Annotated in this window: 20 protein-coding genes; 10 read left to right on the plus strand and 10 right to left on the minus strand. The window is 72.2% G+C overall.

Translation table 11 applies throughout. From position 1 onward, the window contains the following. Nucleotides 1-147 precede the first annotated feature (147 nt). The 3 genes from OIU81_RS06885 (at nt 148) to OIU81_RS06895 (ending at nt 4,067) form a co-directional block, all read left to right on the plus strand. Complete coding sequence (locus OIU81_RS06885) at nt 148-2,832, plus strand: beta-N-acetylglucosaminidase domain-containing protein (RefSeq protein ID WP_329144906.1); 2,685 nt, start codon at nt 148-150, stop codon at nt 2,830-2,832. Between the two features lie 205 nt (nt 2,833-3,037). Beyond that, entirely contained in the window at nt 3,038-3,718 is a 681-nt protein-coding gene (locus OIU81_RS06890) for a transcriptional regulator (RefSeq protein WP_329144908.1), read from the plus strand. Nucleotides 3,719-3,764: 46 nt separating this feature from the next. Next, on the plus strand, nt 3,765-4,067 hold the full coding sequence (locus tag OIU81_RS06895) for a putative quinol monooxygenase (protein WP_329144910.1): 303 nt from the start codon (nt 3,765-3,767) through the stop codon (nt 4,065-4,067). 77 nt (nt 4,068-4,144) lie between these two features. Here the strand turns inward: OIU81_RS06895 and allB are convergent, their stop codons facing one another. Further along, nucleotides 4,145-5,488 (minus strand): allantoinase AllB, encoded by a 1,344-nt coding sequence (allB, locus tag OIU81_RS06900; RefSeq protein WP_329144912.1) that lies wholly within the window; start codon nt 5,486-5,488, stop codon nt 4,145-4,147. A 468-nt stretch (nt 5,489-5,956) separates the two neighbouring features. Between allB and OIU81_RS06905 the strand changes: the two genes are divergently transcribed. Next, nucleotides 5,957-6,754, plus strand: coding sequence for an IclR family transcriptional regulator (locus OIU81_RS06905; RefSeq protein WP_329144914.1), 798 nt, complete (start codon nt 5,957-5,959; stop codon nt 6,752-6,754). Between the two features lie 66 nt (nt 6,755-6,820). Here the strand turns inward: OIU81_RS06905 and OIU81_RS06910 are convergent, their stop codons facing one another. Then, the gene (locus OIU81_RS06910; protein WP_329144916.1) at nt 6,821-7,141 is read right to left on the minus strand and encodes a DUF5955 family protein; all 321 of its coding nucleotides are present in this window, start codon (nt 7,139-7,141) and stop codon (nt 6,821-6,823) included. A 480-nt stretch (nt 7,142-7,621) separates the two neighbouring features. Here OIU81_RS06910 and OIU81_RS06915 point away from each other — a divergent pair, with 480 nt between their 5' ends. Then, the gene (locus OIU81_RS06915; protein ID WP_329144918.1) at nt 7,622-7,846 is read left to right on the plus strand and encodes a hypothetical protein; all 225 of its coding nucleotides are present in this window, start codon (nt 7,622-7,624) and stop codon (nt 7,844-7,846) included. An 8-nt stretch (nt 7,847-7,854) separates the two neighbouring features. Here OIU81_RS06915 and OIU81_RS06920 read toward each other — a convergent pair whose 3' ends face one another. Next, the gene (locus tag OIU81_RS06920) at nt 7,855-9,051 is read right to left on the minus strand and encodes an IS110 family transposase (RefSeq protein WP_329142155.1); all 1,197 of its coding nucleotides are present in this window, start codon (nt 9,049-9,051) and stop codon (nt 7,855-7,857) included. A gap of 388 nt (nt 9,052-9,439) precedes the next feature. On the opposite strand from OIU81_RS06920, the gene OIU81_RS06925 reads away from it, so the two are divergent. From OIU81_RS06925 to OIU81_RS06935, 3 genes are all read left to right on the plus strand, one after another. Beyond that, nucleotides 9,440-10,018, plus strand: a complete 579-nt coding sequence (locus OIU81_RS06925; RefSeq protein WP_329144919.1) for a nucleotidyltransferase family protein — start codon at nt 9,440-9,442, stop codon at nt 10,016-10,018. Between the two features lie 277 nt (nt 10,019-10,295). After that, nucleotides 10,296-11,924 carry a malate synthase A gene (gene aceB, locus OIU81_RS06930; protein ID WP_329144921.1) on the plus strand — a complete coding sequence of 543 codons (1,629 nt, stop codon included), beginning with the start codon at nt 10,296-10,298 and terminating at the stop codon, nt 11,922-11,924. Between the two features lie 159 nt (nt 11,925-12,083). Beyond that, a complete protein-coding gene (locus tag OIU81_RS06935; RefSeq protein WP_329144923.1) occupies nt 12,084-12,638 on the plus strand; it encodes a TetR/AcrR family transcriptional regulator in 555 nt (184 codons plus the stop codon). Nucleotides 12,639-12,725: 87 nt separating this feature from the next. On the opposite strand, the gene OIU81_RS06940 is transcribed toward OIU81_RS06935, so the two are convergent. From OIU81_RS06940 to OIU81_RS06970, 7 genes are all read right to left on the minus strand, one after another. Beyond that, nucleotides 12,726-14,165 (minus strand): nucleobase:cation symporter-2 family protein, encoded by a 1,440-nt coding sequence (locus OIU81_RS06940; RefSeq protein WP_329154937.1) that lies wholly within the window; start codon nt 14,163-14,165, stop codon nt 12,726-12,728. 294 nt (nt 14,166-14,459) lie between these two features. Next, nucleotides 14,460-15,863, minus strand: a complete 1,404-nt coding sequence (locus OIU81_RS06945) for an 8-oxoguanine deaminase (RefSeq protein WP_329144925.1) — start codon at nt 15,861-15,863, stop codon at nt 14,460-14,462. Nucleotides 15,864-16,109: 246 nt separating this feature from the next. Then, nucleotides 16,110-17,057 carry a factor-independent urate hydroxylase gene (gene pucL, locus OIU81_RS06950; protein ID WP_329144927.1) on the minus strand — a complete coding sequence of 316 codons (948 nt, stop codon included), beginning with the start codon at nt 17,055-17,057 and terminating at the stop codon, nt 16,110-16,112. 7 nt (nt 17,058-17,064) lie between these two features. Next, complete coding sequence (uraH, locus tag OIU81_RS06955) at nt 17,065-17,472, minus strand: hydroxyisourate hydrolase (RefSeq protein WP_329144929.1); 408 nt, start codon at nt 17,470-17,472, stop codon at nt 17,065-17,067. After that, on the minus strand, nt 17,469-17,981 hold the full coding sequence (uraD, locus tag OIU81_RS06960) for a 2-oxo-4-hydroxy-4-carboxy-5-ureidoimidazoline decarboxylase (protein WP_329154938.1): 513 nt from the start codon (nt 17,979-17,981) through the stop codon (nt 17,469-17,471). The genes uraH and uraD overlap by 4 nt, the downstream gene beginning before the upstream one ends. A 247-nt stretch (nt 17,982-18,228) precedes the next feature. Continuing rightward, nucleotides 18,229-18,627, minus strand: a complete 399-nt coding sequence (locus tag OIU81_RS06965; protein ID WP_329144932.1) for a helix-turn-helix domain-containing protein — start codon at nt 18,625-18,627, stop codon at nt 18,229-18,231. Then, a complete protein-coding gene (locus tag OIU81_RS06970) occupies nt 18,624-18,893 on the minus strand; it encodes a hypothetical protein (protein ID WP_329144933.1) in 270 nt (89 codons plus the stop codon). The genes OIU81_RS06965 and OIU81_RS06970 overlap by 4 nt, the downstream gene beginning before the upstream one ends. Nucleotides 18,894-19,028: 135 nt before the next feature. Here OIU81_RS06970 and OIU81_RS06975 point away from each other — a divergent pair, with 135 nt between their 5' ends. Both OIU81_RS06975 and OIU81_RS06980 read left to right on the plus strand, forming a co-directional pair. After that, nucleotides 19,029-19,868, plus strand: a complete 840-nt coding sequence (locus OIU81_RS06975; protein ID WP_329144935.1) for a TIM barrel protein — start codon at nt 19,029-19,031, stop codon at nt 19,866-19,868. A 60-nt stretch (nt 19,869-19,928) separates the two neighbouring features. Then, the gene (locus OIU81_RS06980) at nt 19,929-20,849 is read left to right on the plus strand and encodes a 2-hydroxy-3-oxopropionate reductase (RefSeq protein WP_329144937.1); all 921 of its coding nucleotides are present in this window, start codon (nt 19,929-19,931) and stop codon (nt 20,847-20,849) included. The last annotated feature ends 147 nt before the right edge of the window (nt 20,850-20,996 follow it).

Below are 20,996 nucleotides of genomic sequence, written 5' to 3' on the forward strand. Positions count from 1 at the left end.
ACACGGTGACGCCGGGAGCGGCGGCGCGGCGTCCATCTCCTCGGTCCGAAAGTCCATTGCCCCGACACGGCAGCCGGGTGAAGCCTGCTGGCGCACGGCTCGCGGCACTCCCGTCCCGCACCTCGTCGTGCCGAGGAGGACCGAAGGATGCACCGCACCCGCACCGCGGCGGCCACCGCGCTGGCCATGGGCCTGGCCGTGCTCCCCCTGACGGGCATGTCGGGGCCGCCGGGCGCCGGCCAGGGCACGGGGCGGGACGGCGCCCGGGCCAGGCCCGTGGCCGCCGCCCCTGCCCTCTCCCCCACGCCGCACTCCGTCCGGCACCTGCCCGGCGGGGTCACCCTCACCCCGTCCGTGACCGTCGTCGCGGGCCCGAAGGCCGATGCCGCCGCGCTGTCGGCCGTCGAGAGGGCGCTGGCCGACGCCGGGGCGCAGCGCGTCGTACGGGCCGGGCGGGCGCCGGGCGGCGGGCAGCTCACGGTGTACGTGGACGGTCCGGGCGCGGCCCGGACGCTGGCACAGCTGGGCGCACGGGGGCCCGGCGGGCTGCCCGCCGAAGGCTATGCGCTGGCCGTCGGCGAGGGGCGGATCGCGTTGTCCGGCAAGGACGCCACCGGCACGTATTACGCCGCGCAGACCCTGCGGCAGCTGCTGCCGCACCGGTCCCGGCCGGGCGCCCGGGTGGCGGGCACCGTCATACGGGACTGGCCGGCCACGCCGCTGCGCGGGGTCATCGAGGGCTTCTACGGCACCCCGTGGTCCCACGAGGCGCGGCTCGACCAGCTCGATTTCTACGGCGCGCACAAGATGAACCTCTTTGTGTACTCGCCGAAGGACGATGCCTACCTCCGGGAGAAGTGGCGTGACCCCTACCCGGCGGAGCGGCTCGCGCAGCTCAAGGAGCTGGTGGACCGGGCGCGGCAGCGGCATGTGGAGTTCACCTACGCCCTCTCCCCGGGGCTGTCCGTCTGCTACGGCTCCGACGCGGATCTCAAGGCGCTGACCGCCAAGTTCCAGACGCTGTGGGACATCGGCGTACGGAGCTTCGCGGTGCCGCTGGACGACATCAGCTACACACACTGGAACTGCGCGGCGGACAAGGACCGGTTCGGGACCGGCGGCGGGGCTGCGGGTGCCGCCCAGGCCCATCTGCTCAACCGTGTGCAGCGGGAGTTCATCGCCACGCATCCGGGCGCCGGACCACTGCAGATGGTGCCGACCGAGTACGCCGACGTGCAGCCGTCGCCGTACAAGAAGGCGCTGGCGACCCAGCTGGACGCGAAGGTGCTGGTGGAGTGGACGGGCGTGGGGGTGATCGCGCCGACGATGACCGTCCGCCAAGCGCGGCAGGCCCGGGAAGTCTTCGGGCACCCGATCCTGACCTGGGACAACTACCCGGTCAACGACTATGTGACCGGCCGGCTGCTGCTCGGGCCGTTCAACGGCCGGGAGAAGGGGCTGCCGGGGCAGCTGGCGGGAATCACCGCGAACCCGATGATCCAGCCCGCCGCCTCCAAACTGGCCCTGCACACGGTGGCCGACTACGCCTGGAACGACGCGGCGTATGACGCCCGGGCCTCCTGGGGTGCGGCGATCGAGGAGCTGTCCGGCGGCGACGCCCTCACGGCACGGGCACTACGGGCCTTCGCCGACGCCGGGTACTCCTCGGCGCTCAACCCGCAGCAGGCACCCGAACTGGCCGCCGCCGTCAAGGACTTCACGTCCGGCGGGCCGGCCCGGCGGCTCGACGCGGTGCTGCGGACCCTCCAGGACGCGCCGGCCGTGCTGCGCGACCGGCTCCCCGACCGCGGCTTCGTCAGGGACAGCGGGCCGTGGCTGGACGCCACCCACGCCTGGGGTGTCGCGGCACGTACCGCGCTGCGGCTGATCGAGGCGACCAGGGCGGGCGACGGCGCGACGGCCTGGCAACTACGGCAGCGGATACCGGAGTTGGTGCGCACCGCGCAGTCCTTCGTCTATGTGGACATGCGGGGCAAGCGGGTCCCGGTACTGGTGGCGGACGGGGTGCTGGACACCTTCGTGGAGGATGCGCTGGCCGCGCACGACCGGGCGCTGGGGGTCACCGGCCGCCCCCGGGCGTCGACGGATCTCGCCGTGTACCAGGACAACGCCCCCTCCCGGATGACCGACGGCGAGGACGCCACGTACTTCTGGAGCGGGGCGGCGCCGCGGGCCGGTTCCTCCGTCGGGCTGGATCTCGGGGCCGAGCGTCCGCTGGGCACCGTCACCCTGGCCATGGGCAAGAGCGACAGCCCCGACGACTACCTGCACCACGGTGTCGTCGAGTTCTCCGCGGACCACGAGCACTGGCGGCAGCTGGCCGCCTTCGACGGGAAGGCCGAGGTGACCGCCGTACCGCCGGCCGGCACCACCGCCCGCTACGTTCGTGCGCGGGCCACCCGGGCACAGGACAACTGGCTGGTGGTACGGGAGTTCACGGTGGCCGGGGCCGGGCGGATGACGGTACGCGGCGGGCCGCCGGCGGCCGGGGGCAGCACGCTGCGGTCGGCGGGCGACGGCGACCCGGCCACCGCCTACCGCGCGGCCCGGGCGCCACAGCCCGGCGAGACACTGGAGTTCACCCCCGCCGCGCCCCGCACGGCACGGTCCGTGGTGGTGCTGCGTCCGCGGGGCGCCTCCGGCCCGGCGGCGCGGATCGAGGTGCGTACGGGCGGTGTCTGGCGCACGCTCGGCGTCTCGTCCGGTGCGTATACGCGGCTTGCGGCAGACGGCGGTGCGATCGAGGCCGTACGGCTGGTCTGGCGGGAGCAGGGGGCGGTCCCCGAGGTCAATGAGGTGATTCTGCACTGAGCGGCGGGGCCGCACGGACGGCCACGCCCGCGACGACGCGGTATGCCGGGCGACCCGCCGCACCATCGCGCCCCGTCGGTCCGGGGCGGTGCCGGGGGCCGCCCGCTTCCCCCGGACGCACCGGCGTCAGCGCGCCCGCCGCCGGTCTCCCGCGCCCTAATCTGAGGCTCTGGCCACCGCCCTCGCCCCGGAGGAGACCGACACCATGGCCCGACCCGCCCCCGACGCCCCCCGCCCGACCGCGGTCGCCGTGCTCGACGACGCGGTCCGGGTGCTCGCCCCGGACACCGACGCCAACCGGCTGGTCGCGCGGATCGAGGCGGGGACGGCGCCGCGCTCGGTGTTCGCCACCTTCGCCCTCGAGCAGCATCAGGTGATCACCGCCGACCGGCTCAGCTTCCAGCACCTGGCGCGGCGGGCGGACGGTGACCCACCGGTGGCCGACTTCTTCGACCTGCTCGCCCAGGGCGAGGCGCAGGCCCTGAAACAGCTGGCCGGGCTGGCGGAGGCGTGTGAGCTGACCGAGCGGGAGATCGCGCACTACCGGCCGCGCCCCGGCTGTCAGGCGTACCCCTCCTACGCGGCGCGGCTCGCCCTCGGCGGCGAGCCGGCCGATGTGGCGATCGCCCTGACCGCCAACTTCGCCGCCTGGGGCGACACCTGCGCGACCGTCGAGGCCGCGATGCGCGAGCACTACGCCTTCCCGGAGTCGGCCCGGGCCTTCTTCGGGTTCTTCGCCGAGCCGGCGCCGGCCGTCGAGGAGCGGGCCCGCCAGGCGGTGCAGCACGGCCTCGACACCGGCCAGGCGCAGCCGGCCATGGCGCACCGCTACGGCCGCCTCCTCCAGGCGTACGAGCTCATGTTCTGGGACGCTGTGGCGGACTGATCCGTCCCGCGCCCCCGCACCCCGGGGAATCCGAAGGAGAGCCACGGTGTCCTACGGTTACCACGCGACCTTGAAGGCCCGGCCCGGGCACCGTGACGAGGTGATCGCCCTGCTGCTCCGCGGCGTCGACGGCCTGCGGGCCGCGGGGTGCCGGCTCTACGCGGTGGGGGTGTCCGACACCACCGACCCGGACCTGATCTGGGTGCACGAGCTGTGGGACACCAAGGAGCAGCATGACGCCTCGCTGCTCCTCCCGGAGACGAAGGCCACCATCACCGAGGCCCTTCCGCTGCTGACGGGCGAGATCACCGGCCAGGAACTCACCGTCGTCGGCGGGCTGGGGGTGTAGCGACCCCGTCCTGCGGATGAACCGCGGAGGGCCGGGGCCACCCAGCAGGGGTTGCGGGGCCGTTCAGCGACCGACGCCTATCCGCGCCGCGGCCGTTCCAGCAGCGCGCCGGTGGGCTCGGTGAGGGTCGCGCCGTCGTTGATCTGCCGGCCGCGCAGCCAGGTGGACCGCACGACGCCGTACAGGGTCTTCCCGGCGTACGCGGTGATCTTGTTGCGGTGCTGGAGGGCCTGCGGGTCGACGGTGAAGGTCTCCTCGGGGGCGAGCACCGCGAAGTCCGCGTCCCGGCCGGGCTCGATGGCGCCCTTCCGGCCGAGGCCGGCGAGCGCCGCCGGGGCGGTGGACATCCAGCGCACCACGTCGTCGAGACGGTGCCCGCGCGCCCGGGCCGCGGTCCAGATGGCGGGCAGGCCCAGTTGGAGGGAGGAGATGCCGCCCCAGGCCGCGCCGAAGTCGGCGGTCTTGAGGTCGGCGGTGGAGGGCGAATGGTCGGAGACGACGCAGTCGATGGTGCCGTCGGCCAGCCCCTCCCACAGCGCGTCCTGGTTACCTGCCTCGCGGATCGGCGGGCAGCACTTGAACTCCGTGGCCCCGTCCGGGACTTCCTCCGCGGTCAGGGTCAGGAAGTGCGGACAGGTCTCGACGGTGATCCTGACGCCCTCGCGCCGGGCGGCGGCGATCATCGGCAGCGCGTCACCGGAGGACAGATGCAGCACATGCACCCGGGCACCGAGCCGTTCGGCGAGCACGATCAGCCCGGCGATGGCGTCGTTCTCGGAGATCCGGGGGCGGGAGGCGAGGAAGTCGGTGTACTTGGGGCCGTGCGGTGCGGGCGCCGCGTCCAGGTGGCCCGGGTCCTCGGCATGCACGATCAGCAGGCCGTCGAAGTCGGCGATCTCGCCCAGGGCGGCGGCCAGTTGCTCCTGGTCGACGGCGGGGAACTCGTCCACGCCGGAGGGCGAGAGAAAGCACTTGAAGCCGAAGACCCCGGCGTCGTGCAGCGGGCGCAGATCCTTGACGTTGCCGGGGATGGCGCCGCCCCAGAAGCCGACGTCGACATGGGCCTTGCCGCGGGCCACCGCACGCTTGGTGTCGAGGTGGGCCGTGGTGGTCGTGGGCGGCAGGCTGTTGAGCGGCATGTCGACGAGGGTGGTGATCCCGCCGGCCGCGGCCGCGCGGGTGGCGGTCCAGAAGCCCTCCCACTCGGTGCGGCCGGGGTCGTTGACGTGCACGTGGGTGTCGACCAGGCCGGGCAGCAGGGCGTCGTCGCCGCAGTCCACCACCCGGGCTCCGGCCGGATCCGGGGCGTCGTACGGCAGCACCGCGGCGATCGTGCCGCCCTGGACGGTGACGGACGCGGCACGCGTGCCCTGCGGGGTGACGACGCGTGTGGAGCGCAGCACCAGCTCTGGTTCGGACACCCGGTCCCCTCCTCGTATCGTGCTTCCCTCGTTGGCCGATGGCGCGTGCGGCGCACGGCCAACGGGGCGGCCGACCGGACGGCCCCAGGGCGTGTCCGCGCCGGCCCCGAGCACGGGATTCAACAGACTGTTGAATGAGTCTTCACTCCGGACCCCGGCCCGTCAAGACCCCACGACCGCCACCCGCCACACGCCCCCGGAAGCACGCCACTGCCGTGGGCGATTCCATGGAATGGATACCGGATTTCACTCAGCAGAACGCAGCCATGGCCACCGGCAGCACCGGGAGCGCCTGGCCAGGAACCGTCCCGAGGGGTCGCAGCCCGGGACGAACGGGGCCTGACCGGCGGGAACGAGTGTGCGAGAGGCCGTGTGCCAGGGCAAGGGGACCGGTAGGCTGCTCCGATCGGGCCCGGCGCCCGTGAGCCCTGCCGAGACCGATCCGCCCCGCCCCGAAAGGAACGCGACGTGCCGTCGTCCAGCGCCAGCACCTCCGCCGCCGAAGCCAAGCCCGCCGGCGGCGGCGTCCAGTCCCTTGAGCGCGCCTTCGACCTGCTCGAGCGGATGGCCGACGCCGGGGGCGAGGTCGGCCTGAGCGAGCTCTCCGGCAGCAGCGGACTCCCGCTGCCCACCATCCACCGGCTGATGCGCACGCTCGTCTCCTGCGGCTACGTCCGCCAGCAGCCCAACCGCCGCTATGCGCTCGGCCCCCGGCTGATCCGGCTCGGCGAGAGCGCCTCGCGGCTGCTGGGCACCTGGGCCCGGCCGTTCCTCGCCCGCCTGGTCGAGGAGACCGGCGAGACCGCCAACATGGCGCTGCTCGACGGCGACGAGGTCGTCTATGTCGCCCAGGTCCCCTCCCGGCACGCGGTACGGATGTTCACCGAGGTCGGTCGGCGGGTGCTGCCGCACTCCACCGGCGTCGGCAAGGCCCTGCTGGCCGACCACCCGCCGGAGGAGGTCCGCGCGCTGCTCGGCCGCACGGGCATGCCCGCCGCCACCGAGAAGACCCTCACCGACCCGGACCGCTTCCTCGAGGCGCTCGCCGACGTCCGCCGCCTGGGCTACGCGGTCGACGACAACGAGCAGGAGATCGGCGTCCGCTGCCTCGCGGTGCCGGTCCCCAACTCCCCCACCTCCGCGGCGATCTCCATCTCCGGTCCGACCGGCCGGGTGTCGGAGGCCGCGACGGACAAGATCGTGCCGGTGCTCCAGGACGTCGCGGCGCAGCTCTCGGTCGCGCTGGCCAACCAGACGCCGGCATAGCGCGACGGGCGGCCAGGATGCCGCCCCGCGGTCAACCGCCCGCGGCCAGCCGCCCCGCGCCCGCGGTCAGCGGGTGCGCGGCAGCTCGCCGAACCGGTCGATGCCCTCGCGCACATCGGTCAACGCGGGCGACAGCGCGCTCACCGATCCCACCGCCCCGGCGATCAGCAGCAGCGAGCGCCGCAGCCGGGGCACCTCGGGCAGGCCGTGGCTCACCATCGCGTCCAGGGCGGCCAGCTCGTCGTCTGCCGCCGCCCGGTCCAGCAACTCCCCCGGAAGGACGGCCAGTTGACGGCGCAGCCGGGCCACCGCCCCGCGTAGCTCATGGACCCGTGGGTCACCCTCGACCCCGGTCGTTCGTCTGTCACTCTGCAGCTGTTCCACCACGACGGCGTCCTCCGTGGCCGTTGCCCGACCCGCGATGCGGGACAGTTAACGCCACCCTGTGCTGCCCGCGCCATACGGAGAGCGAAAAAAACCGATCACTGGCGGGATTCACCCGGCAGTGGCCCGGCCGGCGTACCCGGCGGATGCGCCGCCCGCACGCCCGCTCACGCCCCTGACCTCAAGGAATCCCCCTTCGGCCGCACCGCGTTACGCCGCACCTGAAGGCCGAAAGCCGTCACGGCCGCCGGGTCCGCGGGGCCGCGCAGGGACCCTCGCTCGCGACAGGGAGGGACGTCCGGGGCAGCCCCGGAACGGGCGCGCGGCGCGGTACCCGGATTCGACTTGACCATGCGTCAGTACATGCGTTCACCAGGGCACCCGTTGGCGTGGGCACACCCGGGACGAGGCGTATGGCACGACGTGATGGAGCATTCTCCCTTTCAAGGAAATATCCGGCATATCACTGGATCGGAGAATGCCATGGAGCCCAACTCCGGCCCCGACAACGGCTCTCACCCACGTCGGGCCAGCGTCGTCCAGCTCATCTGCCGCGCGTACGGCCTGACCGACGCCTCGGAGATCACGCTGGAGCACATACACCGCTACGTCGCCGAGCACCGGGACGGGGAGGAGGGAACGTCCCCGCTGCGCGAGCGGTTCCGGCCGCACATCCCGCGCCCGCGCGCGTCGGACGACGCTTCCTAATGAAGTTGTCAAGCCGCTGTAGCCACTGGGGGTGCGACCTCGTAGCACCGTCGGTCACGGATCAGGGCCCACAGGACGTTGACGCGGCGGCGGGCGAGGGCGAGCACGGCTTGGACGTGCTTCTTTCCCTCGGCGCGTTTGCGGTCGTAGAACTTCCGCGAGTTGGGGTCGCAGCGGACGCTGACGAGCGCGGAGGTGTAGAAGACGCGCTGGAGTCTTCGGTGGTAGGCGACCGGCCGGTGGAGGTTGCCGCTGACCTTGCCCGAGTCGCGAGGCGCGGGCGCAACGCCGGCGAAGGCCGCCAGGGCGTCCGGAGAGTCGAAGTCGTCCAGGCTGCCGCCGACAGCGGCGAGGAATTCCGCTCCCAGCACGGCACCGATGCCGGGGACGCTCTGGACTATGTCGGCGAGTTCGTGCTCGCGAAACCGGCCCTCGATGAGCTTGTCCATCTCGGAGATCTGCTCGTTGAGGGTCATCACCTCCCCGGCCAGGGTGTGGACCAGCTTGGCTATGGTCTTCTCCCCGGGGATGGCGGTGTGCTGCCGCTCTGCTGCCTCAACGGCTGCTTCGGCCAGGGATCTTGCGTTGCGGACGGTGCGGTTGGCCAGCCACTTGGTCAGCCGTGTGACCCCGGCGCGGCGGATCGAGGCCGGACTCTGGTACCCCGTCAGCAGCTTGAGCGGGCCGGTGTTGGTCACGTCCAGGGCCCGTTCCAGGGCGGGGAACATGCTCAGCAGGGTGCCGCGCAGGCGGTTCACGGTGCGGGTGCGGTCCTCGACCAGGTCGGCGCGGCGTCCGGTCAGCAGCTTCAGCTCGATGGCGGCTTCGTCGCCGGGGCGGATGGGCCGCAGGTCGCGGCGCATCCTGGCCTGGTCGGCGATCACGTAGGCGTCGCGGGCGTCGGTCTTGCCCTCGCCGCGGTAGCCGTCGGAGGCCCGGTTCACCAGCCGGCCGGGCATGTACAGGATCTCCTGGCCGTGGTTGACCAGCAGGGCCAGCAGCAGTGCGGGTTCTCCGCCGGTCATGTCGATGGCCCAGGTGACCTGACGCCCGTCGGCCAGGTCGAGGACGTCACCGAGCAGTTTCAGCAGCTCGGGCTCGTCGTTGGCGACCCGCCGCGACAGCAGTGTTTTGCCGTCGGTGTCCAAGGCGAGGCCGTGGTGGTGGCCCTTGCCGCTGTCGATCCCCGCCCATATCCGGCTCATCGTGCTCCTGACGTTCGTGTTCGTACTGTTCGTGCCACGGACGACTTCGCCGGCATTGCTCTACGCAGCGACTTGTTCGCACTTCCTAATCGGCGGCCGAGTCGTCGTGGGGTGCCGGGCGGCGAAGCCTCGCAAGCCACAAGGTGGCAGCCGCCTGACAGCCACACCCAGCACCCCTGGGCGACCCAACCCTACGAATGGCTCGATCAACCCGATCAAGAAGGTAGAGCCGCCTGACCGGCGGGCCACACCCCACGGCGCCATGAGGTATGCAGTCCCCATGGCACCGACAGCACCGACAAACCCGAGGGATCCGGAACAGCCGCCCCGCGTCCGGCCGGACGCCCCGAGGGAGGGGGCAGGGGCAACCGGGCGGCCGGGAGGGCGGGTGGCCGGTCTGCTGCTCGCCGCGGGCGGTGGGCGGCGCCTGGGGGGACGGCCCAAGGCGCTGCTCGACCACCGGGGCCGGCCGCTGGTCGAGCACGCCGCACGAGCCCTGCGGGAGGGCGGCTGCGGCCCCGTCCACATCGTGCTGGGCGCGGCGGCCGACACGGTACGCGAGCGGGCCGAGCTGACGGCGTATCACCTCTGGGACAACCCGGACTGGGCCCACGGCATGGGCTCGTCGCTGCGGGTGGGGCTGGCCGCGCTGGCCGGCTCGGGGGCGGACGCGGTGGTGGTGTCCCTGGTGGACCAGCCGGGCATCGGCGCCGCGGCGGTGGCGCGGGTGGTGGCGGCGTACGACGGCGGCAGTGCGCTCGCCTCCGCCGCCTACCACGGGCGGCGCGGCCATCCGGTCCTCTTCGGCGCCGACCGCTGGCCGGACATCGCCGCCACCGCAACGGGCGACCGCGGTGCGCGCGCCTACCTCCGGCAGCACGCGGACGCCCTCACTCTGGTCGAGTGCGCCGATGTCGCCGAGCCGTACGACATCGACACCCCGGAGGATCTGCACCGTCTGGAGTGACGCCGCGCACCGGAGCCAGACATCGACCGGGGATGCGGAAGTAATGGAGAGTGACCGCCGTGGCACCGGGAGCCATTCGATCAATGAGTGTGTCGACCCGGAGAATCTCGACATCAACAAACCATTGAAGTTCCGCGATAAGGAAACTAGTCTCCACTGGTCAGAAGCGCCCTGAACCCAGACGGCGCCCGCGACCGTGCCCCGGGGCCCGCGGCACCCCGTGCCGCCAGGCGTCCCCGCGGCCGCCGGGCACCGCCGATGAATGGAGTGACAGCTCATGTCCGCACCAGCGCCGTCCCCGCTGGCCATCGTCGAAGTCGACCCCGCGCACACCCCCGAACGGCAGGGCGAGGTCCTCACCGACGCCGCGCTCGCCTTCGTCGCCGCGCTCCACCGACGGTTCACCCCGCGCCGTGACGAGCTGCTCGCCCGCCGCGCCGAGCGCCGGGCCGAGATCGCCCGCACCAGCACGCTGGACTTCCTGCCGCAGACCGCGCGGATCCGTGCCGATGACAGCTGGCGGGTGGCCGAGGCGCCCGCCGCGCTCAACGACCGCCGGGTGGAGATCACCGGTCCCACCGACCGCAAGATGACCATCAACGCGCTCAACTCGGGCGCCAAGGTCTGGCTCGCCGACTTCGAGGACGCCTCCGCTCCGACCTGGGAGAACGTCATCTCGGGTCAGCTGAACCTCATCGACGCCTACGAACGGCGCATCGACTTCACCGACCCGGCGTCCGGCAAGTCCTACGCGCTCAAGCCCGCCGAGGAGCTCGCCACCGTCGTGATGCGGCCGCGCGGCTGGCATCTGGACGAGCGGCACCTGCAGTTCGAGGGCCGCCCGGTCCCCGGCGCGCTGGTCGACTTCGGGCTCTACTTCTTCCACAACGCCAAGCGACTGCTGGCCCTCGGCAAGGGGCCGTACTTCTATCTGCCGAAGACGGAGTCGCACCTGGAGGCCCGCCTCTGGAACGACATCTTCGTCTTCGCCCAGGACCAGCTCGGCATCCCGCAGGGCACGGTGCGCGCCACCGTCCTGATCGAGACCATCACCGCCGCGTACGAGATGGAGGAGATCCTCTACGAGCTGCGCGACCACGCCTCGGGGCTGAACGCCGGCCGCTGGGACTACCTCTTCTCCATCGTCAAGAACTTCCGGGACGGCGGCGCCAAGTTCGTGCTGCCCGACCGCAACGCGGTCACGATGACGGCACCGTTCATGCGCGCCTACACCGAACTCCTCGTCCGCACCTGCCACAAGCGCGGCGCCCATGCCCTCGGCGGAATGGCGGCCTTCATCCCCAACCGCCGCGACCCCGAGGCCAACGAGCAGGCCCTGGCCAAGGTCAAGAACGACAAGGACCGCGAGGCCGGCGACGGTTTCGACGGCTCCTGGGTCGCCCACCCCGACCTGGTCCCCCTCGCCCGCGCCTCCTTCGACGCGGTGCTCGGCGACCGGCCGCACCAGAAGGACCGGCTCCGCGAGGACGTCGACGTCAAGGCCGCCGATCTGATCGCGATCGACTCCCTCGACGCCAAGCCCACCTACCAGGGCCTGATCGACGCCGTCCAGGTCGGCACCCGCTACATCGAGGCCTGGCTGCGCGGCCTGGGCGCCGTCGCCATCTTCGGCCTGATGGAGGACGCCGCCACCGCCGAGATCTCCCGCTCCCAGATCTGGCAGTGGGTCGACGCCGGTGTCGTCTTCGAGAACGGGGAGCGGGCCACCGCGGAGCTGGTCCGCCGGGTCGCCGCCGAGCAACTGGCCGCGATCCGCGCCGAGGTCGGCGAGGATGCCTTCACCTCCGGCCGGTGGCAGCAGGCCCATGACCTGCTGCTGCGGGTCGCCCTGGACGCGGACTACACGGAGTTCCTGACGCTGCCCGCCTACGAACTGCTGGGCTGACACCCCCGAGCCCGCCCCACCCGAGGGCCGGTACGGACCGCCGCGGTGCGGTCCGTACCGGCCCGTCGCGTCGCTGCCCGACGACCCGCGCCACTACGTTTATAGTGTCTCGCCACCGCACACGCGGTGCGGACGGGCACGGCACGAAGGGCGCACGGGGTGACACGACGGCGGGAGCAGGTCCTGGACGCGGGGATCCGGGTACTGGGCGACGAGGGCGCGCGGCGGCTGACCTATCAGGCCGTGGACGCCGCGGCGGGGGTCCCCTCCGGGACCACTTCCAACTACTTCCGCAACCGGGCGGCCCTGATCGACGGCATCGTCGACCACCTCCAGGAGCGGGAGCACCGCGACTGGGAGGACTTCGCCTCGGCGGCCGTCCCGGCCGACGCGGGGGAACTCGCCGACGCCGTCGCCCGGTTCCTGCGGTATGTGACCGGCCCCGAGCGCGCCAGGACCGCCGCCCGCTTCGCGCTGTACCTGGAGTCCACGGCCCGGCCCGCACTCCGCCCGGCGCTCACCCGCGGACGGGAGGCCGTCACGGGCTGGGGCGCGGAGTGGCTGCGGCGCTTCGGCTCGCCGGCGCCCCGGCGGCACTGCGGGATCCTGCTCGACTACATGGACGGTGTCGTCTTCCGCCAACTCGCCTTTCCCGACGAGGATTTCGACCCTGGGCCGGGGCTCCGCGAGCTGTTGTCAGGGTTCCTGGACTGAGCCTTCGCCGGGCGGGGGCGGGCAGCCCAACGGCCCGCAGAGGAAGGGCAGTTGCCGCTCCCGTACGGGCCGTTGCGCGGGCCGTCGTCAGTGGGCGGGGGCCGGCGCGGGCTCCCCGGTGACGTCCTCGGTGGTGCGGCGGGGCTGTGGCGGAAGTGCCGCCTCGGCGACGGCGCCGGAGTCCGGTGCCGTATCCCCGTCCTTCCTGCCGAAGTGGTTGAAGGCGAGGTTGAGGACGATGGCGACCAGACAGCCGGTGCTGATGCCGGAGTCCAGGACGACCAGCAGGTCCTTGGGGAGGTGGTGGTAGAAGTCCGGGGCGGCGATCGGGATCAGCCCGATGCCGACGGCCGCCGCGACGATCAGGGCGTTGTCGCCCTTCTCCATGGCGGCCGAGGCCAGCGTCTGGATACCGCTGGCGGCCACCGAGCCGAAGAGCACGATGCCGGCGCCGCCGAGGACCGGCAGCGGGACCAGGGAGATCACCGAGGCGGCCACCGGACACAGGCCCAGCACGATCAGGATCAGCCCGCCGGTCGCCACGACGTAGCGGCTGCGCACCTTGGTCATCGCGACCAGGCCGATGTTCTGGGCGAAGGCGCTGTTGGCGAAGCCGTTGAACAGCGGGCTCACGGCCGTGCCCAGGGTGTCGGCGCGCAGTCCGCCCTCGATGGTGCGCGCGTCCGCCGGGCGGCCGACGATCCTGCCGAGGGCGAGCATGTCCGCCGTCGACTCGGTCATACAGACCAGCATCACGATGCACATGGAGACGATCGCGGCGACGTCGAACTGCGGGGCACCGAAGTGGAACGGCGTCGGGAAGCCGAACAGGGACGCCTCGCCCAGGGCGGAGAAGTGCGTGATGCCGACGGGTATCGCGAGCAGCGTGCCGGCGATCAGCCCGAGCAGGATCGCGATCTGCTGGAGGAAGCCGCGCAGCACCCGGCGCAGCACCAGCACGATCACAAAGGTCAGCGCGGCCATCCCGATGTTGGTCAGCGCACCGTAGTCGGAGGCCTGCGGATTGCCGCCCTGGGACCAGTTGAAGGCCACCGGCAGCAGCGAGACGCCGATCAGGGTGATGACGGTGCCGGTGACCACCGGCGGGAAGAACCGTACGAGCTTGGAGAAGTACGGGGCGAGGAGGAATCCCAGCACACCGGCGACGATCACCGCGCCGAAGATGACCGGCAGCGCGTGGCCGGGGCTCTGGGCCTTGCCGATGGCGACCATCGGGGTGACGCCGGCGAAGGAGACGCCGTTGACGAACGGCAGCTTGGCGCCGACCTTCCAGAAGCCCAGCGTCTGCAGCAGCGTCGCGATGCCGGCGGTGAAGAGGCTGGCGCCCATCAGGAACGCGGTTTCGGTGGCGCTGAGCCCGCAGGCCGGTCCCACGATCATCGGCGGGGCCACCACACCCGCGTACATCGCGGCCACGTGCTGCAGGCCACTGGTGAACATCTTCAGGGGCGGGAGGGTCTCGTCGACCGGATGTTTCCGGTCCCCCTCCGACTTCTGCCCGGTCATTGCGGCCACTGCGGGCCTCCTTCGTTTTCTGCGCCGCCGGGGCCGGCGGCGCGAGGCTGTCACGGAGGGCTTGCCATGTGGTGCGTGGTGGAGATGTCGCCTGGTGAGCGGCGCTGCGTGGGGGTGCGCTTGTGGCGCGTGGACGGCGGCGGGACAGACCGTCCCGGGGGTGCGGGCAGATCCCGTACCCCCGGGTCCGGCGCCGTGGATCCCGCTCGGATCCACGCGCCCGGCCGGGAGCCGTCCCTCCCGGCCGAGTCAGGGTGCGTCGGCCGCATGACCGCGCCGTGGGGGTCAGTCCCCGGCGGCGATCCGGGCCAGACGCTGTGCCTCGGCCCGCGCGGTGCGGGCGAGGGCGTCCTCGTCGACCTTGCTGAGGTGGTTGTCCTCGACGACCGGCCGGCCGCCGACGAGGGAGAGGGTGACCGGTGCGGGCGGGCCGAAGACCAGGGCCGTGACCGGGTCGGCGATGGAGGAGTGGCCGAGGCCGTCCAGCTTCCACAGCACCAGGTCGGCGAGCTTGCCGGCCTCCAGCGAGCCGATCTCGGCGGTCCGGCCGAGGACCTGCGCACCGCCGTAGGTGCCCAGCCGCAGCGCCTTGCGGGCGTTCAGCGCGGCCTCCCGGTGGGCGCCGAGGCGGTTGATCAGCAGGGCGTTGCGCAGCTCGGTGTGGAGTTCGCCGGACTCGTTGGAGGCGGTGCCGTCCACGCCGAGGCCGACCGGGACGCCGGCCGCGAGCATGTCGGGGACGCGGGCGATTCCGGCCGCGAGGCGGGCGTTGGAGGACGGGCAGTGTGCCACGCCGGTGCCGGTGCGGGCGAAGGCGGCGATGTCGGAGTCGTTCATGTGGACGCAGTGCGCCATCCACACATCGTCACCGAGCCAGCCGGTCGACTCGAAGTAGTCGGTGGGGCCCATGCCGAACAGCTCGTGGCAGAACTTCTCCTCCTCCACGGTCTCCGAGCCGTGGGTGTGCATCCGCACGCCCTTGCGGCGGGCCAACGCCGCGCCCTCCCGCAGGAGTTCGGTGGAGATGGAGAACGGCGAGCAGGGGGCCGCGGCGATGTGCACCATCGAGCCGAAGGAGGCGTCGTGGTAGGTGTCGATGGCCTCCTCGGTCGCCAGGAGGGCGCCCTCGGTGGTCTCGACGGCGAAGTCCGGGGGCAGCCCGCCGTCCTTCTCGCTGCGGTCCATGGAGCCGCGGGCCAGGGTGATGCGGGCGCCGATCTCGGCGGCGGCGGCCAGTTCGGCGCCGACGAGGTCGCCGGCGCCCCGCGGGAAGACGTAGTGGTGGTCGGAGGCGGTGGTGACGCCGCCCTTGACCATCATGCCGAGCGAGCCCTGGGTGGCCGCGGCGAGCATCGGGGCGTCGATCCGTGCCCAGGTCGGGTAGAGCGCGACCAGCCAGTTGAACAGGTTGTGGTCGGTGGCCAGCCCGCGGGTGATCCACTGGTAGAAGTGGTGGTGGGTGTTGACCAGGCCGGGCGTGACCAGATGCCCGGTGCCGTCCACCCGGCGGACGACGTCCGTGAGCCCCTCGGGCGCCTTGCCCGGGCCCACCGACTCGATGACGTTGCCGGCGACCACCACATGGCCGGTGGCGTACTCGGTGTCCTGGGCGTCGACGGTCGCGAGGGCGCAGTTCTCGATGACGAGGCGCTGCGTCACCGCGCCGTCAGGAGATGCCGATGCAGCCATGGTGCTTTCCTTCTTTCGGTTCCGGCAGGGGGAGGGCACGGCAGGGCCCTACGGAAGGTGCGTGCCGGAGCCGGGAGGGGCGGCCGCCAGGGCCGCCGCCCGTGGGGTGCTCCGGGTGCCGAGTGAGGGGACGGACGGCGGGGCCGGATGGCGGGTGCGGTTGCTGTGCCACGGTTCGCTCCCCTCGGGGTGCGTGCCCCTCCCCGCCACGGGACGGGGAGTGGGCACGGTGTGGCGCCGGGGCGCTCAGAGGTTGGTCAGATCCACGGGGATCCGGGCTTCGGCACCGTCGCGCAGGACGGTGGCCTCGATCAGGCCGTACGGGCGGTCCGCCGCGTAGTAGACCGCTCCGTCCGGGGTGTCGTTCTTGATCCCGAACGGCTCCAGGTCCACCAGGAAGTGGTGCTTGTTCGGGAGGGAGAAACGGATCTCGTCGATCTCGGAACGGTTGTTGATGACGCGCGATCCCATTTGGTACAGCGTCTGCTGGAGGGAGAGGCTGTAGGTCTCCGCGAAGGCCTGCAGCACATGCTTTTTGACCTGCTCGTACGAACGCTCCCAGCCGGGCATCCGCTGCTCGTCGTCGGTCCAGTTGAACCGCCAGCGGGCGGAGACCTCGGTGGCCAGGATGCGGTCGTAGGCCTCCTTCAGGGTCGTGTACTTGTCCTTGATGTAGCCCCAGAACTCCGAGTTGGTGGAGTTCATCACCACGAGGTCCTTGAGGCCGGAGACGACCTGCCACCGCTCACCGTCGTAGGTGACCTCGGTCAGCCGGGTCTCCTGGCCCTTGCGGACGAAGGAGTGGTTGACCTCGTCGGAGCCGATGAAGCGGGAGTTGGCGTCGGAGGTGGCGATCCGCTCCCAGGCGTACTCCTCGATCCGGATGCGGGCCCGGTGGATCGGCTCCTGGCTGGTGACGAAGTGCCGGGCCAGATGGATGCCGAACTGCTCGGCCGACTCGATCCCGTACTCCTTGGCGAAGGCGTAGACGGTGTTCTTGGTCGTGTCGGTGGGCAGGCAGTGGGCGTTGGAGCCGGAGAGGTGGACCTCTTCCAGGTCGCCGGAGAGCGCGACCGAGACGTTCAGGTCCTTGATGTGGTGGGTGTCCCCCTCGCGGGTGATCTTGACGACGCGGTTTTCCGCTTTGCCGTACTGGTTCTGGCCGAGCATCACCGGGCGGGAATGGGCAGTCATGTCGGTGCTAGCTCCCTCGGTATACGGAGTAGCCGAACGGGTTGAGCAGCAGCGGTACGTGATAGTGCTCGCCCGGTGTGACGGCGAAGGTGATCGCCACCTCCGGGAAGAAGACTCCGCTGTCCCTTGCGCGGGGGGCGTCCTGCTGTTCCTCGGCTTGCTGGTGTGCCTTGCTGGATACGAAGTACTCCTCGACGGCGAAGTCGAGTCGCACATGGGTGGTGCCGTCCGGCAGCGCCGGAAGGTCCTTGCAGCGCCCGTCCGGGTCGGTGGTGGACGCGCCGTGGGCGGTCCAGACGCCGTCGCTGCCGGAGCGCACCGAGAGCGTGAGGGCGACGCCCCGCGCGGGGCGGCCCACGCTGGTGTCCAGGATGTGCGTGGACACCGACGTCCGTGCAGCCGTCTCGCCGCTCATGCTGCGTCTCCTTCTGCGTGCTTCGCGATACGGGTCAGGCGAATGCGGTTGATCTTGCCGAGCTCTCCCCGCACGATCTCGCGTTCCACTTCCGGCGTGTTGTCGATCCGGTGCCGGACGGCGTCCCGCATCTGCTCACCGGTGCGGCCGGTGGCGCAGATCAGGAAGACGTGCCCGAACCTCTCCTGGTAGGCGAGGTTGAGTGCGAGCAGCTCCGCCTTGAGCGCGTCGGAGGCGCCGGCCATCCCGCTCTGCTCGCGGTGCGAGGCAGGGTCGCCCGGCTTCGGCCGGCCGATGGGCGGGTGCCCGGCCATCGCCTCGGCCAGGTCGTCCGCGGTCAGCTCGGCCATGGCGGCGTCGCTCGCGGCGCACAGGGCGTCGGTGGTGGCGTAGGGGCGACGGGCGAGTATCCGGTCTCCCCAGGTCCGGCTGGCACACACCTCGTGCAGGGCGGCCCGGGCCGCCTCGTCGTCGGCGGTGTTGAACCGGCTGAGCCCCGGCGGGGGCACGGGGGTGTCCCCCGTCGAGCGCGGTGAACTCGAAGACACGGGAAGCCTCCGTGGCCTGGGGGTGCGGGACAGCTCTGGTTGGCTGGAAACAGCTAAGACCCCCGGCCACACCACGTCAACACTTTGTTGAAATCTGGCCCGCACAAAAGCCACTGCCGGGTGATTCCGGGCGGAATTCCGGGGGTGGCGGCCCCGGCGGCACACCCGGGAAGCACGGACGACCGGCAACTCCGACCGGACCGTCCCGCTATTCGCCTGCCGCCTGCGGCCCGCCCTCCCGCGAGGCGTTCTCCCTGTTCAGGTAGTTGTAGACGGTGAAGCGGCTGACGCCGAGGGCGGTCGCGACCGTTTCGACGCCATGGCGGACCGAGAAGGCCCCCCGGGTCTCCAGGATCCGCACCACCGACTGCTTGGTCTTGCGGTCCAGCTCCGCCAGCGGCTTGCCGTGCCGGCGCCGGAGCTCGACGAGGATGTGGTCGAGGGACTCCGACAGATGGGGGAGGCGTACGGCCACCCGGTCCTGTCCCTCCCAGGCCAGCACGACATCGTCGCCCTGCGCCTGGCCCGGTGCGACCAGCTGGCCGCCCATCGCGTCGACCAGCGGCTTGACGGCCTGAACGAACGGGTGGTCGGCGGGCTCCGTCACGGCGCCTCCCCCTCGCCCCGCTCGGCGTCCGCGATCACATTGACCTGGAGGGACACCCGGGTGGCGCCCGCCTGCAGGGTCTCCCGCAGCAGGGCGCCGACCGCGCCGAGCACCCGGTCCGCGTCACCCTCGGCCGTGTTGCCGAACGGGCCGACGTCGACGGCGTCGAGGTGGGCGCCGGTGACGATGTCCCGCGCCACCACCGCATGGGCGGGCGCCTCGTCCAGGTCGAACGGTTCCGTCGTGAACTCCACTCGCAATCGCACGTCGCTCAACCTACGCGCGGTTCGTCCCGGCCACCAGAAATTGCCCCGGGGCCCTCTTGACAGCCTCCGAGACCGCCGGGCAGTGTTCCATTAAGCAGAAAAACAGTTCCACTATCCGGAAGGAGTGCCGGCCTGATGGGTTTCCCGGACACGCGCTTCGACGTCAATCTGTCGATCCTTTTCACCGAGCTTCCGTTGCTGGAGCGGCCGGCGGCCGCACGGGCGGCGGGTTTCACCGCCGTGGAGCTGTGGTGGCCATGGGTGGACGCCCCGGTTCCCGATCCGGCGGAGACGGCCGCGCTGCGTGCGGCGCTGCACGACGCGGGGACCCGCCTGGTGGGGCTGAACTTCTACGCGGGGCGGCTGCCGGGTCCCGACCGCGGCGCGCTGTCGGTTCCGGGCGCGGAGTCGGAGCGGTTCCGGGCGAATGTGCCGGTGGCCGTCGAGTTCGCCCGCTCGGTGGGCTGCACCTCCTTCAACGCCCTGTACGGCAACCGCGTCGAGGGCGTGCGCGAGGCGGAGCAGGACGAACTGGCCCTGGAGAACCTGGCCTTCGCCGCCCGCGCGGTCGCCGAGGTCGAGGGGACCCTGCTGATCGAGGCGCTCAACGCACCCGAGTCGCCGCACTGCCCGATCGTCTCGGCCCCCCGGGCGATCGAGGTCGTGGACGCGGTGAACGCGGCCACCGGCCTGGACAACGCCCGGTTCCTGATGGACCTCTACCACCTGTCCATGAACGGCGAGGACCTCCACGAGGTCATCGACCGCTACACCGCGAAGACGGCGCATGTGCAGATCGCCGACCACCCGGGCCGCGGCGCCCCCGGCACCGGCGGCCTCGACTTCACCGACCTGCTCGGCCGTCTCACCAAGGCCGGCTACCGCGGCTGGACCGGCCTGGAGTACAAGCCCGGCGACGGGCCGAGCGCGGACGCCTTCGCCTGGCTGCCGGCCCCGCTGCGCGCGGCGGGCTGACCCGCAGGACCCCGGCGGCACCCCGCCTGACGACGCACCGTTTCCGAAAGAGGCACCCGCATGAGCAACCTCGCTGACTCCCCCCGCCCAACCCGCCCGGCGATTGCATGGATCGGCCTGGGCATCATGGGCTCGCCGATGGCCGAGAACCTGCTCAAGGCCGGCTACCCGGTCACCGGCTACACCCTGGAGCCCGACAAGCTGGAACGGCTGGCCGCGGCCGGCGGCGCCGCGGCCGGCTCGATCGCCGGGGCCGTCGCCGAGGCCGACGTCATCATCACCATGGTCCCGGCCTCCCCGCAGGTCGAGGCCATCGCCTACGGCCCCGACGGCATCCTGGAGAACGCCCGGCCCGGCGCGCTGCTGATCGACATGTCCTCGATCACCCCGCAGACCTCCGTCGACCTCGCCGAGGCCGCCGGCGACAAGGGCATCCGCGTCCTGGACGCGCCCGTTTCGGGCGGCGAGGCCGGTGCCGTCGAAGCCGTGCTGTCCATCATGGTCGGCGGCGACCGGGCCGACTTCGACGCGGCCCGCCCCCTCCTGGAGGCGCTGGGCAAGACCATCGTGCTGTGCGGCCCGCACGGCTCCGGTCAGACCGTCAAGGCCGCCAACCAGCTCATCGTCGCCGTCAACATCCAGGCTTGCGCCGAGGCCGTGGTCTTCCTGGAGAAGTCCGGCGTCGACCTGGCCGCGGCGCTCGACGTCCTCAACGGCGGGCTGGCCGGCTCGACCGTGCTGACCCGCAAGAAGGACAACTTCAAGAACCGCGACTTCGCGCCCGGCTTCCGTATCGACCTGCACCACAAGGACATGGGCATCGTCACCGACGCCGCCCGCAACGTCGGCGCCGCGCTCCCGGTCGGCACCCTCGTCGCGAGCCTCGTCGCCTCGCTGCGGGCCCAGGGCGACGGCGGCCTCGACCACTCCGCCCTGCTCCGCGGCGTCGAGCGCCTCTCGGGGCAGCCCACCGCCGGCTGAGGCCCCGGCCGGGGGCCGGGCGCACGTCGACGGTGGCACCTCGTCGCCGGGGCCGCGCCGCGCGGACGAGACGTGCGGCGTCCGGCCCGGCCCTCGCACCCGTGCACGGGTGCGCCCACGGGGCCCGTCACCGGCCCCCTTCAGCTT

Source organism: Streptomyces sp. NBC_01454, from assembly GCF_036227565.1.
GTDB lineage: Bacteria > Actinomycetota > Actinomycetes > Streptomycetales > Streptomycetaceae > Streptomyces.

Bases quoted from the DNA above. Each gene is read 5' to 3' on its own strand.
- OIU81_RS06885 (WP_329144906.1), top strand. From the start codon at position 148: ATGCACCGCACCCGCACCGCGGCGGCCACCGCGCTGGCCATGGGCCTG.
- OIU81_RS06890 (WP_329144908.1), top strand. From the start codon at position 3,038: ATGGCCCGACCCGCCCCCGACGCCCCCCGCCCGACCGCGGTCGCCGTG.
- OIU81_RS06915 (WP_329144918.1), top strand. From the start codon at position 7,622: ATGGAGCCCAACTCCGGCCCCGACAACGGCTCTCACCCACGTCGGGCC.
- OIU81_RS06920 (WP_329142155.1), bottom strand. From the start codon at position 9,051: ATGAGCCGGATATGGGCGGGGATCGACAGCGGCAAGGGCCACCACCAC.
- aceB (WP_329144921.1), top strand. From the start codon at position 10,296: ATGTCCGCACCAGCGCCGTCCCCGCTGGCCATCGTCGAAGTCGACCCC.
- OIU81_RS06940 (WP_329154937.1), bottom strand. From the start codon at position 14,165: ATGACCGGGCAGAAGTCGGAGGGGGACCGGAAACATCCGGTCGACGAG.
- OIU81_RS06945 (WP_329144925.1), bottom strand. From the start codon at position 15,863: ATGGCTGCATCGGCATCTCCTGACGGCGCGGTGACGCAGCGCCTCGTC.
- pucL (WP_329144927.1), bottom strand. From the start codon at position 17,057: ATGACTGCCCATTCCCGCCCGGTGATGCTCGGCCAGAACCAGTACGGC.
- uraH (WP_329144929.1), bottom strand. From the start codon at position 17,472: ATGAGCGGCGAGACGGCTGCACGGACGTCGGTGTCCACGCACATCCTG.
- OIU81_RS06975 (WP_329144935.1), top strand. From the start codon at position 19,029: ATGGGTTTCCCGGACACGCGCTTCGACGTCAATCTGTCGATCCTTTTC.
- OIU81_RS06980 (WP_329144937.1), top strand. From the start codon at position 19,929: ATGAGCAACCTCGCTGACTCCCCCCGCCCAACCCGCCCGGCGATTGCA.